This is a genomic window from Rhodococcus sp. P-2 (assembly GCF_016598535.1).
GTDB classification, from domain to species: domain Bacteria; phylum Actinomycetota; class Actinomycetes; order Mycobacteriales; family Mycobacteriaceae; genus Rhodococcus_F; species Rhodococcus_F baikonurensis.
Genome location: NZ_CP066779.1, coordinates 1488071 through 1508838, shown reverse-complemented (window position 1 = coordinate 1508838; position 20768 = coordinate 1488071). Strand labels below are relative to the sequence as shown.

General features: G+C 59.9%; 13 protein-coding genes. 11 read left to right on the top strand and 2 right to left on the bottom strand.

What is annotated here, in order from left to right; all coding sequences use genetic code 11:
* The first annotated feature begins 2 nt into the window (after positions 1-2).
* The 4 genes from I7X09_RS07070 (at position 3) to I7X09_RS07055 (ending at position 8361) form a co-directional block, all read left to right on the top strand.
* Complete coding sequence (locus tag I7X09_RS07070) at positions 3-2585, top strand: glycosyl hydrolase 2 galactose-binding domain-containing protein (protein ID WP_200316217.1); 2583 nt, start codon at positions 3-5, stop codon at positions 2583-2585.
* A gap of 128 nt (positions 2586-2713) precedes the next feature.
* Positions 2714-6340, top strand: coding sequence for a transcription-repair coupling factor (mfd, locus tag I7X09_RS07065; RefSeq protein ID WP_200316216.1), 3627 nt, complete (start codon positions 2714-2716; stop codon positions 6338-6340).
* Positions 6341-6347: 7 nt separating this feature from the next.
* On the top strand, positions 6348-7298 hold the full coding sequence (locus I7X09_RS07060) for a MazG family protein (protein WP_200316215.1): 951 nt from the start codon (positions 6348-6350) through the stop codon (positions 7296-7298).
* Positions 7299-7575: 277 nt separating this feature from the next.
* Complete coding sequence (locus tag I7X09_RS07055) at positions 7576-8361, top strand: glycosyltransferase family 2 protein (protein WP_200316214.1); 786 nt, start codon at positions 7576-7578, stop codon at positions 8359-8361.
* Positions 8362-8606: 245 nt separating this feature from the next.
* Here I7X09_RS07055 and I7X09_RS07050 read toward each other — a convergent pair whose 3' ends face one another.
* Together I7X09_RS07050 and I7X09_RS07045 are read right to left on the bottom strand one after the other, a co-directional pair.
* Positions 8607-10445, bottom strand: a complete 1839-nt coding sequence (locus I7X09_RS07050; RefSeq protein ID WP_200316213.1) for an alpha/beta hydrolase — start codon at positions 10443-10445, stop codon at positions 8607-8609.
* Positions 10446-10578: 133 nt separating this feature from the next.
* Positions 10579-11505, bottom strand: a complete 927-nt coding sequence (locus I7X09_RS07045; RefSeq protein ID WP_200316212.1) for an endonuclease/exonuclease/phosphatase family protein — start codon at positions 11503-11505, stop codon at positions 10579-10581.
* 228 nt (positions 11506-11733) lie between these two features.
* Between I7X09_RS07045 and I7X09_RS07040 the strand changes: the two genes are divergently transcribed.
* From I7X09_RS07040 to I7X09_RS07010, 7 genes are all read left to right on the top strand, one after another.
* Complete coding sequence (locus tag I7X09_RS07040) at positions 11734-12687, top strand: glycosyltransferase (RefSeq protein ID WP_200316208.1); 954 nt, start codon at positions 11734-11736, stop codon at positions 12685-12687.
* Positions 12688-12728: 41 nt separating this feature from the next.
* Positions 12729-13961, top strand: coding sequence for a hypothetical protein (locus tag I7X09_RS07035; RefSeq protein WP_200316206.1), 1233 nt, complete (start codon positions 12729-12731; stop codon positions 13959-13961).
* An 82-nt stretch (positions 13962-14043) separates the two neighbouring features.
* Positions 14044-15753, top strand: a complete 1710-nt coding sequence (locus I7X09_RS07030; protein ID WP_234036941.1) for a glycosyltransferase family 2 protein — start codon at positions 14044-14046, stop codon at positions 15751-15753.
* A gap of 335 nt (positions 15754-16088) precedes the next feature.
* Positions 16089-17525: a hypothetical protein gene (locus I7X09_RS07025; protein ID WP_200316202.1), complete on the top strand. Its 1437-nt coding sequence runs from the start codon at positions 16089-16091 to the stop codon at positions 17523-17525.
* On the top strand, positions 17503-18675 hold the full coding sequence (locus I7X09_RS07020) for a glycosyltransferase family 4 protein (RefSeq protein WP_325100606.1): 1173 nt from the start codon (positions 17503-17505) through the stop codon (positions 18673-18675). Before I7X09_RS07025 ends, I7X09_RS07020 begins: the two co-directional genes overlap by 23 nt.
* Positions 18676-18782: 107 nt before the next feature.
* Positions 18783-19511, top strand: coding sequence for a glycoside hydrolase family 16 protein (locus I7X09_RS07015; RefSeq protein ID WP_021332736.1), 729 nt, complete (start codon positions 18783-18785; stop codon positions 19509-19511).
* Between the two features lie 9 nt (positions 19512-19520).
* A complete protein-coding gene (locus I7X09_RS07010; protein ID WP_200316197.1) occupies positions 19521-20765 on the top strand; it encodes a hypothetical protein in 1245 nt (414 codons plus the stop codon).
* Positions 20766-20768: the final 3 nt, after the last annotated feature.

Sequence of the window (20768 nt, the reverse complement as noted above, 5' to 3'; positions counted from 1 at the left end):
CCGTGACCAGATCGTCGGCAGACGTGTTGGCCGGCGCGAGATGGCGATGCGCTGCAACCGAACCCGGATCCGTGACTCATCCGGATGCTCTCGACACCGTGACCGACTGGGTGACGGCGTCCGTGCCGGGAACAGTCGTCGGTGCGTTGCGTGAGTCGCAATCGGACGCCGGACGTGCAAAACAGTTTGCATCGCCGTCAGTTTCGTCATCTGTTGAATCGTCGGATTGGTGGTTCGTAACCACAGCGGCTACGACCGGTGAGGGGTCGTGGCTGCTCCAGTTCGACGGTCTGACGGCGTTTGCGGACGTCTGGATCGACGGCGTCCTCGTCGCGTCCAGTGAATCCATGTTCGCACCTGGGGAAGTGAGCATTCCGGCCGGAGTCGGAGTGGGTGAACGTGTCCGGGTGGCTATTCATTTTCATTCGCTCGCCGCGACTTTGAAGGCACGCCGCCCACGCGGACGTTGGCGCTCGTCGATGGTACGCGAGCAGGGCCTTCGGTGGATCCGAACCACGATGCTCGGTATGGCCCCTGTATTCAGTGGCGTGCCGGTGCCGGTGGGTCCGTGGCGAGGTATCCGGTTGTTGGACAAAAGGGTTGCCGCCGTAACCTCGGTGTCCACTCAGGCGAGTGTCCACGGCACAACCGGTCGCGTTGCGATCAGCGCTCGGCTCACCGGGTTGCCGGCCTCGCTGGACTACGTCACCGTGCGAGTCGGCGAGCACTCGCAACGATTGGCTGCGATTGCCGGACCCGACGGATTCCACGACGTGTCCGGCGTCGTCGAAGTGGCGGACGCGCAATTGTGGTGGCCGCATACGCATGGCGCCCCGTGTACCTATCCTGTGACGTTGGAAACGGACGGAGTCTCCGAGCATCTTGGTTCCGTTGGATTCCGGACGGTGGAAGTTGACAGATCCGATGGTGGATTCCGGTTGAGTGTCAACGGTATCGGTGTGTACTGCCGTGGTTCGGTGTGGGTGCCGACCGACCCGATCTCGCTTCAAGGCGACGCCGGCACCACCCGTGTGCTGGAGAAACTGGCCGAGGCGGGCCTGAACATGGTTCGAATCCCGGGGACGATGTTCTACGAGAGCGACCACTTCTGGGTCGAATGCGCGCGTCTGGGAATTCTCGTGTGGCAGGACATGATGTTGGCGACGCTCGATCCGCCCGACACCGACGAATTCTTCGAACTCGTCGCCACCGAGGTCACCGCGTTCTTGGACAGAGTGCGTGGAAATCCCGCATTGGCAGTCTTCTGCGGCGGCAGCGAGACCGAACAGCAGCCGACCATGCTGGGCTTGGTCGATCAACACATCCCGCTCATTCATTCGAGACTGCTGGAGCTGATCTCGACGGTGGCACCTGAACTCGAGTACGTGACGTCGTCGCCCTCGGCGCCCCGCGGGGGAGAGCAATTGACCACGCACGTCGGAAGCGGGGTCGCTCACTACTTCGGGGTGGGTGCCTATCGTCGTCCCTTGGCTGACGTGCTCAGCGCGCGAGTACGTTTTGCGACCGAATCACTGGCGTTTTCGATTCCACCGTCGAATGCCGTGATCGAGAACGAATTCGGTTCACTCACCGTCGCGGGGCACCATCCGGCGTGGAAAGCCGCCGTGCCGCGGGACAACGGATCGTCGTGGGATTTCGAGGATGTACGGGACCACTACGTCCACGCGCTCTTCGGCGAAGATGCTCGTGAAGTCCGGTGGTCCGACCCGGAACGCTATCTCGACCTCGGACGCGCAGCTGTCTGTGAGGCGTTCGCGTCCACTCTCGGTTACTGGCGTCGGCCGGACTCTCGGTGCGACGGCGCCTTGACGCTCGCACTGCGGGATCTTGAGCCCGGACCGGGGTGGGGGGTCCTCGATTGGAACGGTGACCCCAAAGCTCCGTGGTTCGTGCTCCGCAGGAGCGCCAAACCGATCGCGCTCCTCGTCACGGACGACGGTATGGACGGATTGAGGCTGGACGCGATCAACGAGACCGCCGAACCTGTCGTCGGCGAGATCAGGTTTCGAGCGCACAGTCGGTCAGGTGTCGTCCCGGTCGACGTCGCGTTACCGGTCAAGGTGGAGGCGCATTCGAGTCTGACCTGGTCGGTGGACAGTCTTGTCGGCCGTTTCACCGACCTCACTCACGTCTTTCGGTTCGGGGCGCGGACATACGACGCCGTCACCGTCACACTCGAAGGCGAAGACGGCGAGATGGTGGACGAAGTGGTGCACCTCCTGGGGAGTCCGGCACGGCCCCTCGAGCGGTCGGTCGGACTTGTCGCTACTGCGCGCACTGTCGGTGACGACGAGTGGGTCGTCGACGTCACGACCGATGCTGCCGCCCAATACGTTGCCCTCGAACTGCAGGGCTTCGAGCCCGAAGACTCCTGGTTCCACCTCGCGCCGAACGGTCGCAGGACCGTGCATCTGCGGAGAACCGGCCAGGCAACGAAGGTAATCGGCCGGGTTCGGGCGCTCAACTCTCACACCAGCGTGGCCGTGACACCGCCGAGCGTCCCGGCCACCCGATCTTCACCGACCAAACGAACGACGAAGAAGACGAGCGTTGCGGGAAACTGAACGGATCGGACTGCGCTGCGAGATCGCGCACCGATAGAATCGAACCGGCGCACAACTCTGCCTCGGTGGGGATCTTGCGCTCGGGCTGTGCGTCCGCAACCCGTCATCACTGTTCAGGAGCGCGTTCGTTGACTTCCTTGTCCTCTGCCCAGACTGCGCTCGCTGGACTCGCCGAGGTCGCCCTCGCAGACGCCGCGTTCACTCCAGTGATCGACTCCATCGGTGCGGCCGCCCTGGACATCGTGGCGCCGAAGCCGGCGCGACCATTCATCGCCGCTGCCCTTGCCTCCCGCACGCCGGTGCTGCTGGTGACGGCCACCGGTCGCGAAGCCGACGATCTGACGTCAGAACTCACCGAGATGCTCGGTGGAGGCGTCGCGCAGTTCCCGTCGTGGGAAACATTGCCGCACGAGCGACTGTCGCCGAGCGCGGACACCGTCGGGCGGCGAGTGGAGGTACTGCGCCGACTCGCCAGACCAGACGACGCCTCGTACGGCTCGCCTCTTCGGGTGATTGTCACGACGGTGCGCTCTCTCGTACAGCCGATGGCGCCGGGGCTCGGCGAGATCGAGCCGATCACGTTGCGCGTCGGCACCGAGATCGATTTCGATTCCGTTCTGGTTCGTCTGGTGGAGATGGCGTACAGCCGTGTCGACATGGTGGGAAAGCGCGGTGAGTTCGCGGTCCGCGGTGGCATTCTCGATCTGTTCTCGCCGACGGCGGATCATCCGGTCCGTATCGAATTCTGGGGTGACGAGGTATCGGAACTTCGGTATTTCTCTGTTGCCGATCAGCGTTCACTACCGGACGTCGACGTCGATTCCGTGATCGCGCCGCCGTGTCGTGAGCTGATTCTGACAGCTGATGTTCGCGACCGAGCTGCAGCACTTGCTGCTGAGAATCAGGCCGACGCGTCGTTGGTCGAGATGCTGGACAAGATCTCGGCAGGCATCCCCGTCGAGGGGATGGAAGCTCTACTTCCGGTCCTCAAACCCGGTGAGCTGCAACTACTTTCCGATGTCCTTCCCGTGGGGGCGCACATCCTTCTGTGTGATCCGGAGAAGGTGCGCACCCGCGCCACCGACCTGGTGCGCACCGGCCAGGAATTCTTGGAAGCGTCGTGGACCGCGGCGTCGATCGGCGGCGCTGCACCGCTGGACACGTCGATCCTCAACGGCGGGGGAGTCGATCTCGGCGCCTCCGCATATCGGTCGCTCCGTCATGTTCGCGAATCTGCCGAAGCTGCCGGCCGTCCGTGGTGGACGGTCAGCCCGCTGGCGTCCGGGAATGGTGAAGAACTCGAACTCCCGGTTCAGGCAGCACCGCAGGTTCGTGGTTCCGACGACTTGTTGGCCGAACTGTTCGTCAGCCTGCGGGCACACGTGAGCACGGGCGGTCGCGCGGCGATCGTGGTGGCAGGTGCTGGAACGGCAAGCCGCGTCGTGGAGCGACTCGGTGAAGCCGAAGTGCCTGCCAAGATGCTCGATGCCGGAGCGACCCCCGCCCGTGGACAGGTCGCGGTGCTCCGCGGTTCTCTGCACGACGGACTTGTACTCGCCGGCGATGACTCGACACCAGGGATGGTGATCGTCACCGAGTCCGATCTGACCGGCAACCGTGTTGCGGCGGTCGGCGACGGAAAGCGTTTGCCGGCCAAGCGCCGCAATCAGGTTGACCCCCTCGCGCTGTCGGCAGGGGACATGGTCGTGCACGATCAGCACGGTATCGGCCGGTTTGTCGAAATGGTCGAACGCACCATCGGCGGGGCGCGTCGTGAATACCTGGTCATCGAGTACGCGCCGAGCAAGCGTGGCCACCCGGGCGATCGTCTGTTCGTCCCGATGGAATCACTCGATCAACTTTCCCGGTACGTCGGTGGAGAGTTGCCTGCGCTGAGCAAGCTCGGTGGATCCGACTGGGCAAACACCAAGCGTAAGGCCCGCAAGGCAGTTCGTGAGATCGCGGGTGAGTTGGTTCAGCTGTACGCTGCGCGTCAGGCAGCTCCCGGGCATGCGTTCGGCCCGGACACGCCGTGGCAGAAGGAACTCGAAGACGCATTTGCGTTCACCGAGACCATCGACCAGTTGACCGTCATCAGTGAGGTCAAGTCCGACATGGAGAAGCCGGTTCCGATGGACCGGGTGGTGATCGGTGACGTCGGGTACGGCAAGACGGAGATCGCCGTTCGTGCCGCGTTCAAGGCAGTGCAGGACGGCAAGCAGGTAGCGGTGCTGGTTCCGACGACCCTGCTTGCACAGCAACATCTTCAGACGTTCACTGAACGAATGGCGTCGTTCCCGGTGAAGGTGCGAGGGCTGTCCCGTTTCACCGACGCCAAGGACTCGAAGGAAATCATCGCAGGCATGGCGGAAGGTGAGATCGACATCGTCGTCGGTACTCACCGGTTGCTGCAGACCGGTATCCGCTGGAAGGACCTCGGGCTTGTGATCGTCGACGAGGAACAGCGATTCGGAGTCGAGCACAAGGAACACATCAAGGCACTGCGCACCCATGTGGATGTCCTGACGATGTCAGCTACCCCGATTCCTCGTACTCTCGAGATGAGTATGGCCGGGATCCGCGAGATGTCCACGATCCTCACGCCGCCGGAAGAACGTCATCCGATCCTCACCTACGTCGGCGCGTATGCGGACAAGCAGGTTGCCGCGGCCATCCGGCGCGAACTGTTGCGCGACGGCCAGGTCTTCTACGTACACAACCGCGTCAGCTCGATCGACAAGGCAGCCAAGAAGATCCGCGAACTCGTCCCGGAGGCTCGCGTCGTCGTCGCGCACGGTCAGATGAACGAGGACACTCTCGAAAAGACCGTGCAGGGATTCTGGGAACGCGACTTCGACGTGTTGGTCTGTACCACGATCATCGAAACCGGTCTGGACATCTCGAACGCCAACACACTGATCGTCGAACGTGCGGATTCGCTGGGCCTCTCGCAGTTGCATCAGCTTCGCGGACGCGTCGGGCGTAGTCGCGAACGTGGATACGCCTATTTCCTGTATCCGGCCGAAAAGCCTTTGACGGAAACGGCATACGACCGGCTGGCAACGATTTCGCAGAATTCGGACCTCGGCGCGGGTATGGCCGTCGCGATGAAGGACCTCGAAATCCGTGGAGCCGGAAACGTTCTGGGCGCAGAGCAGTCCGGCCACGTCGCGGGGGTCGGGTTCGATCTGTACGTCAGGCTGGTCGGTGAGGCGGTCGAAGCCTTCCGGGCTGCAGCCGACGGCAAGCCGATCACCATGGACGAGGGCACGAAGGAAGTCCGGATCGACCTACCGGTGGACGCGCACATCCCGCCCGACTACGTCACCAGTGACAGGCTCAGGTTGGAGGGGTACCGCAAGCTCGCTGCGGCAACCGATTCCGACGGCATCGCTGCCGTAGTCGAAGAACTGGTCGATCGCTACGGCCCACTGCCCGAAGAGGTTCGACGGCTGATCTCGGTGGCCAAGCTTCGACTCCTCTGCCGCGAGTACCAACTGGAGGAAGTTGCCGTCACCGGAACTCAGCTCAAGATCTCGCCTATGTCACTGCCCGATTCCAAACAGATCAGGCTCAAGAGGATCTATCCGAGCGCGCAGTACCGGGCAACGACCGGGCTCGTGCAACTCCCGCTGCCTCGCACCGGCGGAGTCGGCTCGGATCGTCTGCGGGACGTCGAACTACTCCAGTACATCGCGGACTTCATCCTGGCGATAGACGGGCGCGCCGCCGGTGCCGTCCCGGTCGAGGCGTGAGTACACGGTGAACGAGATATCAGACGAGGACCACCTGCCGACTGTGGTCGTGCTCGACCCGTCTCGCCCCATGTCCGTTCCAATCGAAGCTTTGACTGCTCTCGTCGGTCCTGTCGAGATTGCCGAAGATGTGCCAGCGCGGGTTCGGGACCGATTTGCTGAGTCAGTCCCCGGCGCCCGGGTGTTGGTGACGACCGACCCCGAGTGCGAGGCGGCGCGCAGCAGGCTCGAGGATGGTGCGCGTTTGATTGCCGGTGAACGCGTGAAGGGCGATGGACTTGTCACAGCGAGTGCGTTGATGGACCGGATGTGGAGTTTCGGCGGCTGGGAGGTTGCTCAGACTCACGAGAGCTTGTCGAACTACCTCCTGGAAGAGACGTATGAGGTGCTCGATGCGATTCTGTCCGGCGACCGTGAGGCGCTGAACGAGGAACTCGGTGATCTTTTGTTGCAGGTGTTGTTTCACGCACGGATAGCGGAGTGTGAGTCAACTGCACCGCCAGTCGACATAGACACGATTGCCGGCGCATTGGTGGCGAAACTTTGCCACCGGAGCCCACATTTGGCCGGCGAACCTTCGGAGTCGGTCGACATTGCGGCGCAGGAGCGGGCATGGGATCAGCGAAAGGCTGAGGAGAAGTCGCGTGCCTCGGAGCTTGACGGCATTGCACAGAGCCAACCCGCAAGGATGCTGGCTGAGCAGTATGTGAAGAGGGCTGTTCGTGGAGGGTTTCCTGAGGACCTGGTACCGGTTGAGTTGCGGGACGCGGTTGCGCGGTCCCGTGACGCCGACGAGGCTCTTCGCTTCGAGGCTCAGCGCTTTGCTGAACACTTCCGTGATGCTGAGTCGATGTTTCGGTCGTCGGCGAGAAATTCGGTGAATGTGCAGGGCGAGGAGTCTTCCGCTCGCTCGACTGCGGGGTGGGCTCATGCCTGGCGAATTCGGCGACTCCAGTGATTTGATTGCCATTCTGTAGCTGAGGGGAAGGTCACCTGAGGTCGAGGCTGCGAAATAAACAAACTCAAGGTATGTTTATCTCCAGACGAGCAAACCTTGCCGCTTTACCTGCGAGGTTGGGGGTACCAACCGTTGGTTCGGTACAAGTCGAGCGAGAGGTGAGCCAGTCAGTGCCGGACGGCGGGGCGTTCGGCGGTTGGCCAACTATTTGCTTGAAGCCAAAGGTTCACCGTTTTTGACATCTGGCGGGGGACGCAACCGGGGAGACAGAGGACCAATGAGCGTGGACACAACTGACCGCATCCAGATATCCGAGCAGGAGCACGCACCGGCTTCACGGCGTCCCTCTGTGACGGTGGTGGTGCCGGCGATGAATGAGGCGAAGAATCTGCCTTACGTCGCAGAGCGGATGCCTGACGGAATCGATGAGATCGTTTTCGTCGATGGCCATTCGGTCGATGATTCGGTGGATGTTGCCAAGCGGTTGTGGCCGAAGGCGACGATCGTAACGCAGACGAGACGAGGGAAAGGCAACGCACTCGCATGTGGATTTCGGGCGGCAACGAGTGACATTGTCGTCATGATCGACGCTGACGGTTCGACGGATCCTGCCGAGATCCCTTTGTTCGTCGATGCGCTGGTGCGGGGGGCCGACTTTGCCAAGGGGACACGGTTTGCGCAAGGCGGAGGGAGTGATGACATCACCTTTTCCCGCAAACTTGGAAACAAAGCACTGAATGGAATCGTAAACATCAAGTTCCGTGCGTCTTTCAGCGACCTTTGCTACGGCTACAACGCGTTCTGGCGTCGCCACATACCTGTCATGAACCTGCCGGAGACGGGTACCTCGGAGGCGCAATGGGGCGACGGTTTCGAGATCGAAACCTTGATCAATGTTCGGGTAGCCAACGCGGGATTGAAGATATCCGAAGTACCGAGCTACGAGCGCGACCGTATCTATGGCGAGAGCAATCTCAACGCAGTACGTGACGGATTTCGAGTACTGCGAACCATCCGGAGTGAGCGTCGGGTTCCGCTGCGGGAAGCAGTGCGCGCAAAGTAGTCGGAGACTAACGAAGGCCCTCCCGTCCGTCCGGCGGGAGGGCCTTCGCACGTTCAATCCTCGTACGACACGATCTGGATGTGTCAACATTGTTGGATGTCGACATTTCGCCTCACCGGTTCGGATCTGCAGTGCCGCTGCGGACATGTAAATGACGCCCACCGGCACTTGCGGCCGGGGAGCGATTGTGGCTTATGCGAATGCACTCGATTTCGGCGCAGAAGTGGTCTCCTGAGCCGGATCGCTCATTGCCTCCGGCGGCGTTGAGAGTAGTCGTGAACTCGGGAATGAGAGATTCCAAAAGTCGTCAAGATTGAATTCTTCATTTCCTCGTGAACCGAGGCGCGAATCCTTGGTCCGATGAGCGCGTGATCGCCCTGCTCGAGCCTTCGAATCTCGATGGTGCCGAATGCTTTCCGTAGGCGACGGACTCCGCTGTGACCGCGATTCTCGTTAAACCACTCCTCGTCGGTTGGTGATACAAGCACTGTCGTTGCGACGCCGGCTTCGACCAACGGCGCGAGAAGCACCTCTGGTACCTGTACGAGACCAATCTGACCCAACGCGAGCCAGGCGCGATACGGCAACCGGTCACGAAGCTTGTCTTTGAACCTGACAGCCCAGTTGTGTGCTCGAAGCGCGAAGGTTCCTCGCGAGTATTCTGCATGCGCGAGCGACTGGCTTCGCGTGAACTCTAATTGTCGCGTGGTCCACCGAAGGGGATTGACCAGTATTGCTCGATTTGCTCCGAGTTCTGCGGCAGCGATTGCGGCGCTCCACGATCCGGAGCACAGACCGGCGACAACCAGGTTTTCTGGGCGGACGCCAGCGTTGCTGGCCGCCTCTACCCCATCGGCGCGTTGCTCGGGTGTGTAGATGGTGCTGATTTCTCGATCCTGCGCCGCGGTCGTTTCACCGGTCGAAGTGCGGTCGAATCGGATAGTCGTGATTCCGTAGCCAGCCAACTCTCTTGCCAACTCAACCCAAAGGCGACTGGGACCAATCCGGTGTTCGGACGCGGTGCCATATAGAACTAGTGTCGGGCCGCCGGGGACACTCGAGGCCGGCGCTGTGTGGATAGTCAGCATACGGTTCGTGCCGGCGTAGGAGATGCATTCGGTGATCGGGAATTCGAACTGAGAGTTCAACAACGTCGTGGAATGACGAAGATGTGCGGTGACACTTGTGCGTGGCGAGCGCGTCGAATCGCTAATCCATTGCGCCAGAGAAGACACTGTATGCCAGGGTATCTGGACCGCGAAGTCGGCTGGCTCGATGTAGGGGGCCTGGCCGTCGATGTTCATATGGTCAGCTGACAGCGATTCTACGAGTTGTCTTACTCGTACAGTGTCGGCGTGCTCTGGTCGCGACGCAACCAGGACGTTTATTGAAGGGTCGACGGGGAGCGCAGCGAGATTCATACCCGAAAGACGTTGTGCAGCAAGTGGGTGCACCGACATCCCGACGAGCGGGATGAGTGGATCGTCGGCATCGGGGCCCGCTGCGAGCAGATTCAACGCCTTCTGTTGCTGAACGAACGTGCGCCCACGGATGACGGGGTCCCAAAGTACCAGCGTCGTCATTTCTCGTATCCTCGACGCCGCAGAAGTTGCGATCAACGCGCCTACTCGCAGCCCGACCAGGGTGATTCCACGCACTCCACAGGACTGGAGAAACTCGGCAGCCTCCACGACGCTCGACTCCCACATTTCGACAGCGTCTTCTCGGGTCTGTTCACCGGACGAGTCGCCGGTGCCTAGATAGTCGAACCGAAGGACCAACATGCCCTGCGCGCAGAGTTTTTGAGCCAGAAGCATGAGGCCGCGATAGGAATCGACATGCTCCTTTCCGATCGGAGGGCACAGCACGACCCCTCCGCGTGCTGTGCCCCCAGTCGGAACGTGCAATGTGCCGAATAACGGCGAGGACTCGCTGCCAAACCAAGTTGTGAATTTTCCGCCATCTGTGACCCCGCACGTCGAGTGTGCGCACGTGTCGGGATCAGTCGTGTTTTCAACAGCGTTCGCCGACCCGATGTGGTCTGTCGAACTCGCCACATCGGTGCGGCTGCGCGCTAACTGCATCTGAATCCTTCGACATCCAAGTGGCTGAGGGAGCGCCTCAGCCGAGAACAAACTCTCGGATAGTTGATCCGCCAGAAAACAGGATACAGGTTTGTTTAGAATTTGCCACATAGTAGCGACAAGTCAAGTTTCGTCAGCGCTGCACAAGCGCGCTTAGGATAGCGAGATGGTCGGAGCCGGCGATCTCGACGGTGTCGAACGCCGTCGCCGTCAGTTCCGACGGGACGAGGATGTGGTCGAGAGCCGCGAATGGCGGCCATGACCAGTTCGCGGGGAATGTGTTTACGTATGACCGGCCAGCCTGCCTCGCTGCGTCCTGTGTTCCATCCTGTAGCAAACGTCGAAATTGCTTGTGATCGACGGTTGCGTTGAAGTCGCCGGCGACAACGAGTGGATTGAGATTCGTCTCGATCAGTGCATCCACACGTGCGAGATCCGCGATCCAATTCGTAGAGTCCTGATCTTGTATCGGGGCGGTGATATGCGTCGCGACCAGGTCGTATTTTGCACCTCCGAATTCGATTGTGCCGGCGACGCAGGCGAACCCGAATCCATGCAACTGTCGGGGGTTGCTGATCGGGAATCGACTCCATAGTCCGGTTCCTCGTGCATCATCGTCCGGCCGGAGGACATTGAACGGGAAGATCCCGGACATTCCTGCAGCTTCCAGCGCGACTGCAAAGGCGGGGGTCAATTCCTGTACTGCGATTGCGTCGACTTCGTGAAGTCTTGCTGCGTCGATGACCGCATCTACGTCGGCTGCACCCTTTGCGACGTTGATCGACATGATTCGCATGGCCTCGGCTGCATGAGGCGGGGTGACGGGCATCGCGATCTGTGTGCCGATCGCGAGCATGATCATGGCCAGTCCGATGATCGACCCAATCCTCTCGCGAGTGGCGAGCAATGTCACCGTCGCGGGCACCATTGCGAGCGGCAGGTACGGCACGGCGATCACCAGTGAGAGCAACGCGGGACTGCGTAGCGGCAAGTATCGAAGGGCGAGTACGCCTGCGCCCACGACGAGGGTGATCCAGCATGCCCATTTCAGAAACGTCACAACCTCGGTTGTACCGCATCAGCGAAATGATCGCTGAGCCGTTACTGGGGTACATTGGGTTACGACAGTTGGCGGGGCAATCGTCAAGATAATAGCCAAAAAACAGACTAAAAGTCGGTTAATCTGGACTTTTGTGGCGGCTTAGACGATTTGATTCGGGCGTGCAGAGCGTGGTCCGGATGCGGGCGGGACGGGAAATCGGCCGGTGCAATGATTGGAGACGTGACCATGCTCACACGACATGGCCTCAATTTGAAGAGCGGTGCGGTAAGCGTCGTCATGGCTTGTTATTCGATGGAGCGACTGCGGGGGATTGTTGCTGCTGTTCATTCGATTGCAGCGCAGACCTTGCAGCCTGCCGAGATCATCGTTGCGGTCGACCACAATCGCGCGCTCGCGCACACCTTGCGCCGCGCAATGCCAGACATCTGTGTGATCTCCTACGAGGACGGACCCCGAGGTGCGTCCGGCGCCCGCAACGCCGGAGTTGCTGTCGTGTCGACGCCCTACACTGCCTTCATTGATGACGACGAGATTGCTGACAGCAACTGGTTGTCGGAGCTGATCAAACCGTTCGCAGACGAGCGAGTCGTCGGAACGGGGGGACGGTACAGGGCAGTATGGAGATCACCCAAGCCCGGTTGGTTTCCGGATGAATTCGGGTGGGTCGTCGGAGAATCGTTTCAAGGAATGCCGATCGAGACCACCCGTGTTCGCAACGTCTGGAGTGGCAGCATGGCCGTTCGAACAGCGGCTTTCCGTGCGGTCGGAGGGTTTCGAGTCGGGTTCGGCAAGAGCGGCGAGCAATCGCAACCCGAGGATACCGACCTGTGTATCCGAATGGCGGAACTTGGCAACGACTTTCATTGGATCTACGTGCCGAACTCGGTTATTGATCACGATATTCCTTTGGAACGCAGCACATTTCGATTCTTCCTGGCCCGCTGCTATTCCGAAGGGAAGGGAAAGATCGAACTACGGGACGACCGGAACGGCTCCGAGGAACTCGACGATGAGCGTGACTACGTGCGCAGTGTTCTCACCGGCGGGCTTCGGCGATACGTCTTGGGGGGCAGGGTGTCCCTGTCGAAGGCGGGTGCCGTGGTTGCCGGAATCGTTTCGGCAGGTTTGGGGGCCCTGTCCGCCATCGTGTGCAGGCGTCGGCACTTCGTAGGGCCGTGATGGCGAACAAGGGGCCGCGTATCTACGCGGATGCAGCTTCAATGGCGTCGTCCCAGATCATCAATGCCGCGCTGGGCATGGGATTTTGGGCGGTTGCGGCTGTAGTTCTACCGCCGGCACAGCTGGGCGTCATGACGGCGCTGCTTGCGCTCGTTACTGCGCCGGCGATGGTCATCGGTACCGGAGTCGGCGATGTCTTCAATTCGATGATGCCTGCAGCAGGTGCAAGCCTCGGCGCCGTACACCGGCGAGGTCTGCGGGTGTTCTACATGTTGTCGATTCCTGTGGGCGTCATGGCGGCAGTCGCGGCGGTTTGGTTCATTCCGGAAGTGAAGGGCTCGATTCCGGTTGCCTGCCTGGTGTTTGTGGGCGTTGTCGTCTGGGGCATGTTCATTCTGCAGAACAGCACTTTGACCAGTTTGGACGAGTCCCGGAAGTTGCCCTTGATCAACGGGATCGTCAGCGCTGGTCGCATTGGTGTTCTTCTCGCGTTGGTGTGGTTAGCGAATTGGCAACCGGTGGTGATGTCGACGGTCGTAGTAGGCGGAGTGTCGGTTGTGTTCATGCGGTTGATGATCAGCCGTATCGTCGAACGGCGCTCGGCTGCCTCTCCACTTGGCCTGTGGACTGACGGCAATGCGTCGGCTGAGGTCGTGAGAATGTGCAGGCAAGCTGTCCCGACCCAAGCCATGGGTGTCGGAGTGATCCTTCTGATGCCATTTCTCGTCACCGCCTATTCCGGTCCCGTTCAGGGCGCAGTTTTCTCCCTTTCGATGAGCATTGCACAGACTCTCGAATTCGTCGGCTCTGCCATGGGGACTTCCCTTGTGGTTCACGCGTCGAAGAACCCCAAAGATGGTTCCAAGATGGCGTTGGTCTTGTTTGTGAGGGTTTCTGTTCTGGTCGCTGTGGGCGGGGTATTGGTCTCGCTGGGCGCACCGATTATCTTCGGAATACTCGATCCTGAGTATCTGAATTTGAATGCCGAGTTTGTTGTGATCATCCTTGCGATCGGGTCGTTGATGAGAACGATGTTCGTGGTGTGGTCTGCGTTGCAACGAGCAAGGCGCGAGATCGGACCGTTGGTCGTCATCAACGGTCTGTTCGCCGGACTTCTCATGGTGGTCTTGCCTTTCGCGTGCTTTCTCTGGGGAGCTGTGGGTGCGGCGGTCGCTGTCGGTGTGGCCCAGACGGCGGCTAGCATCGCCGCAGTCTTCGGAATAGCTCGGCGTCGAGATGCAATAAGAAGGCGGGTGTTTCAGTATGAGGTTTGAAGAACATGTCAGAAATCAGGACGCCGATGAGCCAGCCGCACAGGGCGTTCGGCGTGATGGACTCACGAATCTCGATCCGGTGATGACGCCGACGGCCGGAACCGAATTGTGGGCAGGGGCCATTTGGATTGGTCAGGTGGACGAGTGGGAGCTACTTGCATCGAGTGTCATCGAATTGACCGGGGGAACAGCCTACTCACGTGCTCGCCTGCTGGTCGCGCGCCTCAACGGATCATCTGCCTTTGTCGAGGTTCAAGTCGCGAACGGAATGATCAGATCGAAGGAAGTCCTGGCCTACTTGCCGGATTCCGAGCCCGTAACCGCTCCGCCGATCCCCGAAGTGCCTGTTACATTGATCATTTGCACGATGAATCGACCGGACATGCTCCGTGAAGTTTTGACCTCACTCGCCGATCTCGACTACCGAAACTATGACGTGCTCGTCGTGGACAACGATCCTTCGTCTGGTTTGACACCGCCGATAGTGGATGCTTTCGCCGGAGTTCGGATCGTTGATGCGCCGGAACGTGGCCTGTCCAAGGCCCGAAACATAGGCCTCGTTGCGGCCACTGAAGAGTTCGTGGCATTTACGGATGACGATGTCGTGATTGACAAGAACTGGCTCCGTGAGTTGGTCAGTGGATTCGCAGTCGCGGACGACGTCCACATCGTCACAGGTCTCGTGCCGACAGGTGAGGTATCGACTCCTGCTCAAGCCTTTTTCGATCGTCGCGTGAGTTGGTCGAAGAATCTTGTGCGAACGACGTACCGCTTGTCGGATCCGCCGGAGAACGACGCTCTGTTCCCTTTCCGCGTAGGCGATTTCGGGACGGGTGCCAATTTCGCGGTAAGACGATCCGTGATGCTCGAGCTCGGCGGATTCGACGAGGGGCTAGGGGTGGGATCGCCTTCAGGTGGCGGTGAAGATATCGACATGTTCGTCAGGGTCATTCTCGGCAGGGGTGCGCTGGTCTATGCGCCTGCTGCGCGAGTCTGGCACCGTCATCGCATCGATCCAGCGGGATTGAGTAAACAGATGGCCGACTACGGCCTCGGGCTTGGCGCCTGGTTGACGAAACTCGCTATGGATCCGCGAATAGCGATGATGTTGGCGACGCGTATGGTCAAGGGACTTTCGCACTTCAGGAGCGTCTCTCAGCCTGAAGAAGGTCAGATTCGACTTACACCCGATCTTGACAAATTGCCTTGGATCGAGCGGCGCGCTTTGTTGCGAGGTCCCGCAGCGTTGGTGCGCTCGCGTATCGGGGGATTACGGGGGCGCCCACTTCTCCCGAAGGGAACGCGCGCGGTGCGCAGTTCGATAGCCGTCGAATTTCCCGGCGCTAGGTCGATTCGTCGGGCGATCGCGACGGTTGACGCGCGGTGGCCGACCGACGAGCACAGACTGGCAATTCTGGGATTGGTCGGTGGCGTTTGTGGTCTGATCGGTGCCGGCCTGGGCGCGATCGGCGCTCTCACCGGTGTAGCCGTGATCGTTTTTGTTGCGGTCGGCCCGGGTGCGGCAATTATGTCGTACATGCCTGATCAACCTGGCTACGTTCGGGTCGCAGCTGTTCCGGCCCTGGGGATCTCGATCGTCGTGCTGATGACATTCCTGATGACCACAATCGAAGAGTACTATCCCTTTTCGCAGCTCGTGATTCCCAGTCTCGCTACCATTGGAGCATCTCTAGTTCGACTTCTCACCCTCGATAGTCGCCCGGACGTTTCCGGCCGCGAAAACCTCAAGCGACGTATTGGGGCTGTCCTGTCGGGGTTCCGGCGGTTATGACGAGTTTGAAGGAGCGAAACGACCTGTCGTCGACGAAGTCATATGATGCTCCGACTGACCGGCTGACGATTGCCGTCGTATCCGACAGCAAGAGGCGCGATTGGGTTTCGTGGGGGATTCTCGTTGCAGCACTGGTGAGTTGGTGGATCGCTATACCTTCGCTGTCGACTGCACAGGCGTCGGATTTCGGCCTGCTGTTCGCGGCGTCGCCGTTCTTCGCCGGTGCAATCACTTTGTCGGTGATCGGCTTCGCAGTCGCAATGTCACGAAGGAACAACCGCGCAGCGTTCGGCGCGGTGGTAACTGTTGCGCTCGTGCAGAGGACTGCGACACTCATGGCGTCCGATGTGCCGCTGTATACCTGGACGTACAAGCATCTTGGGGTCACGGATCTGATCCAGCGAAGCCATTTCCTGGCGCGAGGTGTCGATGTGTACAACGGGTGGCCTGGCCTCTTCACGGCAACGGCGTGGTTCTCTCGCGTTACCGGCGTGCCGGACATAGCCGTTGCGAACTGGTTCGCGATCGCTGCGCATCTCCTCATGGTGATTCTGTTCTACTGCATGGCGAGGGCGTGGAGGCTGGATGTCCCGACCGCTATTTCCGCCACGTTTCTCTTCGAGGTGCTCAATTGGGTGGCGCAGGATTACTTCGCCCCACAGTCGCTGGCACTGATCCTTGTTCTTGCATTCTTAACCCTGGTTGGATCCTCGCGAGACCGACCTAACCTTGTCGTCATCATGATCGTGGTCTTCTGCGCGATAGTAGTCACTCACCAACTCACTCCGTATTGGATGGGATTGATCGTGGTGGCGCTCATGGCCTTCCGAATGCTTCGGCCGTGGTGGTTGACATTCGTGTTCGCTGCAATAGCCATTGGTTTCCTCATTTACAACTGGGACAGTGCAGGTGACTTCGCGAAATTTTCTTTCGACGTGACGTCGAACGCGAAGTCCAACCTCGCTGGAGCGAATCTGACGCCGACTGCGGGACAGGTATTTGCAAGTAAGACGATGCGTTTCTTGACTGTCGGACTGTTGGTTTCCTCCGCAGTCACGGCAATTGTTATGTGGCGCAAGAAGATGCCGGTACTCGCTTTCGTGATTGTCGCGTTTGCCCCGCTCGCCATTCTGGCCGGGCAAGGCTATGGTGGTGAAGCGATCTTTCGTGTGTATCTTTACTCCCTGGTGGGTTGTTCCCTACTGCTTGCATTTCCGGTCACTGCGATGCTCCGCGCGTCCCGTGCCTCGAGGGTAAAGCTAATAGCTGGGAGCATCCTGCTTATCGGTGTCACGCTGTCTTCATCGGAAGCGTATTTTGGTGCTTGGTTCGCCTACTTGACGAAACCCGCAGTAGTCAAGGGCGCTTCCGAGGTGTTGGAGTCGGCTGATCCCTATGGCGTACTGAGGGTTCCGTCCCCGGCGTGGCCTGATCGGCCAACTCAGGCCTATCTGCGGTTGGCCGGCCTCGATCCGAAGTTCGATGTGCAACCGGAGGCCGCGACTCTTTTCTACGGTGCAGACTTCGCGACTGACGAAGAGTACGAGAAGTTCAATGAATACTTCGTCGCTGACCACCGGACAACGTACTTCGCGATTTCCGATCAAATGGTTTTCTACAATTGGTACTTCGGGCTCTCCCCACGGGACGCATTGCCGAATCTGGAGGCACGAATGCGGTTGGACCCGATGTGGAAAGTCTTCCTCGAAGGTAGTGGATTCGTAGTCTTCGAGCGAGTCGCCGTTAAGGATGAAGGTGGTAACGATGGCTGATCGCAGGCTGCGAATTCTTGCGTCGACGCTGACTCGCGATGTCACGGGTATTGAGCACAGTGTTATTCGGTTGCTCCCACGTCTCGGTGAGCAAGGTGTGAACGTTGTCATGGCCGCGCCCTCTGGTGGTGAGCTCGAACAGACGTGGAACGAGATGGGACTCGAATTCATACCGATGCCAGACGGGGCGCGTGTCGGTCTGCGTGATTCCTCTGGCGTTTCTCAAACTTCGGCGACGTTGTTGTCGCAGATCCCGCGGTCTGCGACGTGGGTTTCAAAGCTTTTGGTACATGCTCGGCGTGCTGATGTCGTCCACTCGAATTCGCTCTTGTCACATCTGGATTGCGTTGCGGCTGGCAGGCTGGCGCGAACACCTGTGGTGCTCGAGATTCACGACATACTCGACCCCGGGCGAGGTCGGAGTCTGCTGAGTGCGGCCGTTCGTGGGGCCTCAGCCTCGATCGCAGTGAGTAATGCTGCACGGCAGCAGCTTTCGGAATCGGCTCAGGGAAAGACGACGGTAGTTCCCCAGGGCGTCGATGCGGCAGTCTTTGCGCCAGGACCAGCCACGGTGCGAGCTGAGCTCACTGATTCCCCCGATTCCGCATTGGTCGCAGTCATTGGACGCGTCGACCCTGTCAAAGGAATCGACACTTTGATCGAGGCAGTATCCCAGATTCGTTCCCGCGGCAAGGACTTACATCTGGTCATCGTTGGCAGGTCGAGCCCGGGGAACGAGCACTACGGCGAGAATCTTCGCCGAATAGCCGCGGAATTGGCTCCTGGCGCTGTCAGGTTTGTCGGGCAACGGAACGATGTTGCGGCTATTCTGCGGTCGGTTGACATCCTGTGTGTTCCCTCCGTGCGAGAACCTTTCGGGCTCATAGCGATCGAAGCGATGTCAGTTGGTACTCCGGTGGTGGCCAGTCGGACGGACGGTTTCCTCGATTACGTCGTCGATGGGGAGAACGGACTGCTGTCCGTCCCGGGTGATCCCGCAGACGTTGCCGAGAGAATTCTGTCCCTCCTGGATGACAGCCAGCTTCGCACCCGGTTGGTGACCGGTGCACGCAGGTCGGTATTGGATGACCACGAGGTCTCAGCGCGAGCTGATCGGGTGATTGACGTCTATCGAAGGGTTGTGAAATGAGTGGGAGTACGCGTGCCGTGGTTCGGGCCGGGATGATTCTTTCGATGGCCTCACTACTATTGGCTACTTCGTGCGCCACCGGTCAACCCCGGAGTCCAATGATGCGAATGGTCTCGAGCGATTTCGGCACAGACGAATTCGATGGTGCTGCAGGGGATTCTCCTGATCCGGCGATGTGGGGATTCGATGTCGGGGGCGGAGGTTGGGGAAATCAGGAGAAGCAGATCTACACAGACAACGCCGAAAACGCGCGTTTGGATGGAAACGGTAACCTCGTGCTCGAAGCTCGTCGGATCCTGGGGGGATTCACGTCAGCGAGGATCGTGACAAGGGACAAGTTTTCGTTCACAGAGGGCACGATTTCTGCCCGAATAAAGTTCCCGATGGCGCAGGGAATCCATCCGGCATTCTGGTTACTCGGCGAGAATTTGGCGACGGTGGGCTATCCAGAGAGCGGCGAGATCGATGTAATGGAGTTGGTGCACAACGCCACTGAGTATCACAACGCAATTCACGGTCCGTGGTCCGATCCTTCTGCACATACAGACGGCAAGTGGAAGATGTCGTCGGATGGTTTTCTCGGCGGTGATGCCTCGACCACCTTCCATGTTTACGAGGTGACGAGAAGGTCTGACTCCATCTCGATCTTCATCGACGGTGAAATGGTGGGCGAGTACTTGCGCAGCGAGGCGCCGGACGGCTCGAAATGGGTTTTCGACAAGCCGTTCTATGTCGTGATGAACATTGCGGTGGGCGGAGAATGGCCCGGGCCGACGGATGCAACCACCCCGGATGTGTCGACCTTGACCGTCGACTGGATCCGATTCACGCCTTGAGAGTGAATAATGGCTAGTTACAAGGTTTCTGCAGTTGATCAGATGCGGGTGCGTGATCGTGCACTCGTCATCGGCGGACCAGTTGGTGTCATCTCGTCGAGTGATCTGCGTAGTGCGTTGATCGAGATTGCTCGAATCGGTCCGCAGACGAGGTTCGGATTGCGAGCGGATTCCTCTCGCCGTCGTTGGCTGTTCGATCCTGATGCTGTTGGCCCGGCAGTCGAAGAAGTTCCGCACACCGACGCGGCAGACATTTCGAGATTTGCGACCGCCGTGTTCAATTCGGATTTGACGCACTCGTCGATCCGGATCGTTTCGTCCGGGGAGTATGTTGCATGTTTGGGTTCGCACGGCATCTCCGACGGGATCGGTGGTTCGCGACTGTGGGCTGCCCTTGTCAGCACCGCTCAATCAGGGCAATTACCCGCATCTCTGCATTCGGTGGAGTCAAGATTTCCGTTGTCGCGCACAATTATTCGTGCTTTTGGCGGCAATCCTCGGCGACTTGGAGCGGCCGTTCGATGGCATTCGCACGTGCGTGGAACAGAGATCGAGCCGGTTCCGGCGACTCTCCGAATGCCGTGGCGGCCCACCCCGGTCAGTCTTTCGCTCCCGATGGATCCGCACGTTGCGCATCGACTAGTTTGCTGGCGCGACGAGCACGCACCGTCGGCGTCTTTGCGCGCGATAACACTGTTTTCATTTCTTGCTGCATTGCGAGGTCATGGAGTGGAAACCGCGTCCCATGCGCTCGTGTTGATGGACGCGCGCAGATATGCGCATCCGTCGACCGTTGTCAACGGTAATTTTGCTGTGGGGCAATATGTTCCGGTAGGTGAATCCGTGACGTTGTCGGAGGTCAGTCGGGGTATCGCGGGGGCGCTCGTCTCGGGTCACCCGTTGCTGACCCTTTCAGCGATCAGTGCGAAGGCGACTGTCGCTTCGGTTCTCGGGAGGTCCCACGCCACGGTCGCCGAGGCGAGCGTGGGTATCAAGCCTCACGCCTTCGTTTCATACTCAGACATAGGTCGGCTTCCCAACTCGGATGAAATCAGATGGACAGGCGATCAGCTGTGTGTGGCAGCTACCGACCCATACGGAGCGGAAGGTATCGCGTTCCTCGGTGCAGAGATCGATGGGCGGCGTCACCTCTCAGTCACTTTCCACAGCAACGTATTCGATACCGAGACGATCAAGGGGGTGCTTCGAGCGGTTGCTTGCGATCCCACCGCACTGCTGGATGAATGTCTGTAACTC

Coding starts and splice junctions, on each gene's coding strand:
- I7X09_RS07055 (WP_200316214.1), top strand. CDS start 7,576: ATGAGCGTGGACACAACTGACCGCATCCAGATATCCGAGCAGGAGCAC.
- I7X09_RS07050 (WP_200316213.1), bottom strand. CDS start 10,445: ATGCAGTTAGCGCGCAGCCGCACCGATGTGGCGAGTTCGACAGACCAC.
- I7X09_RS07040 (WP_200316208.1), top strand. CDS start 11,734: ATGCTCACACGACATGGCCTCAATTTGAAGAGCGGTGCGGTAAGCGTC.
- I7X09_RS07035 (WP_200316206.1), top strand. CDS start 12,729: ATGGCGTCGTCCCAGATCATCAATGCCGCGCTGGGCATGGGATTTTGG.
- I7X09_RS07030 (WP_234036941.1), top strand. CDS start 14,044: ATGACGCCGACGGCCGGAACCGAATTGTGGGCAGGGGCCATTTGGATT.
- I7X09_RS07025 (WP_200316202.1), top strand. CDS start 16,089: ATGGCGTCCGATGTGCCGCTGTATACCTGGACGTACAAGCATCTTGGG.
- I7X09_RS07020 (WP_325100606.1), top strand. CDS start 17,503: ATGAAGGTGGTAACGATGGCTGATCGCAGGCTGCGAATTCTTGCGTCG.
- I7X09_RS07015 (WP_021332736.1), top strand. CDS start 18,783: ATGGTCTCGAGCGATTTCGGCACAGACGAATTCGATGGTGCTGCAGGG.
- I7X09_RS07010 (WP_200316197.1), top strand. CDS start 19,521: ATGGCTAGTTACAAGGTTTCTGCAGTTGATCAGATGCGGGTGCGTGAT.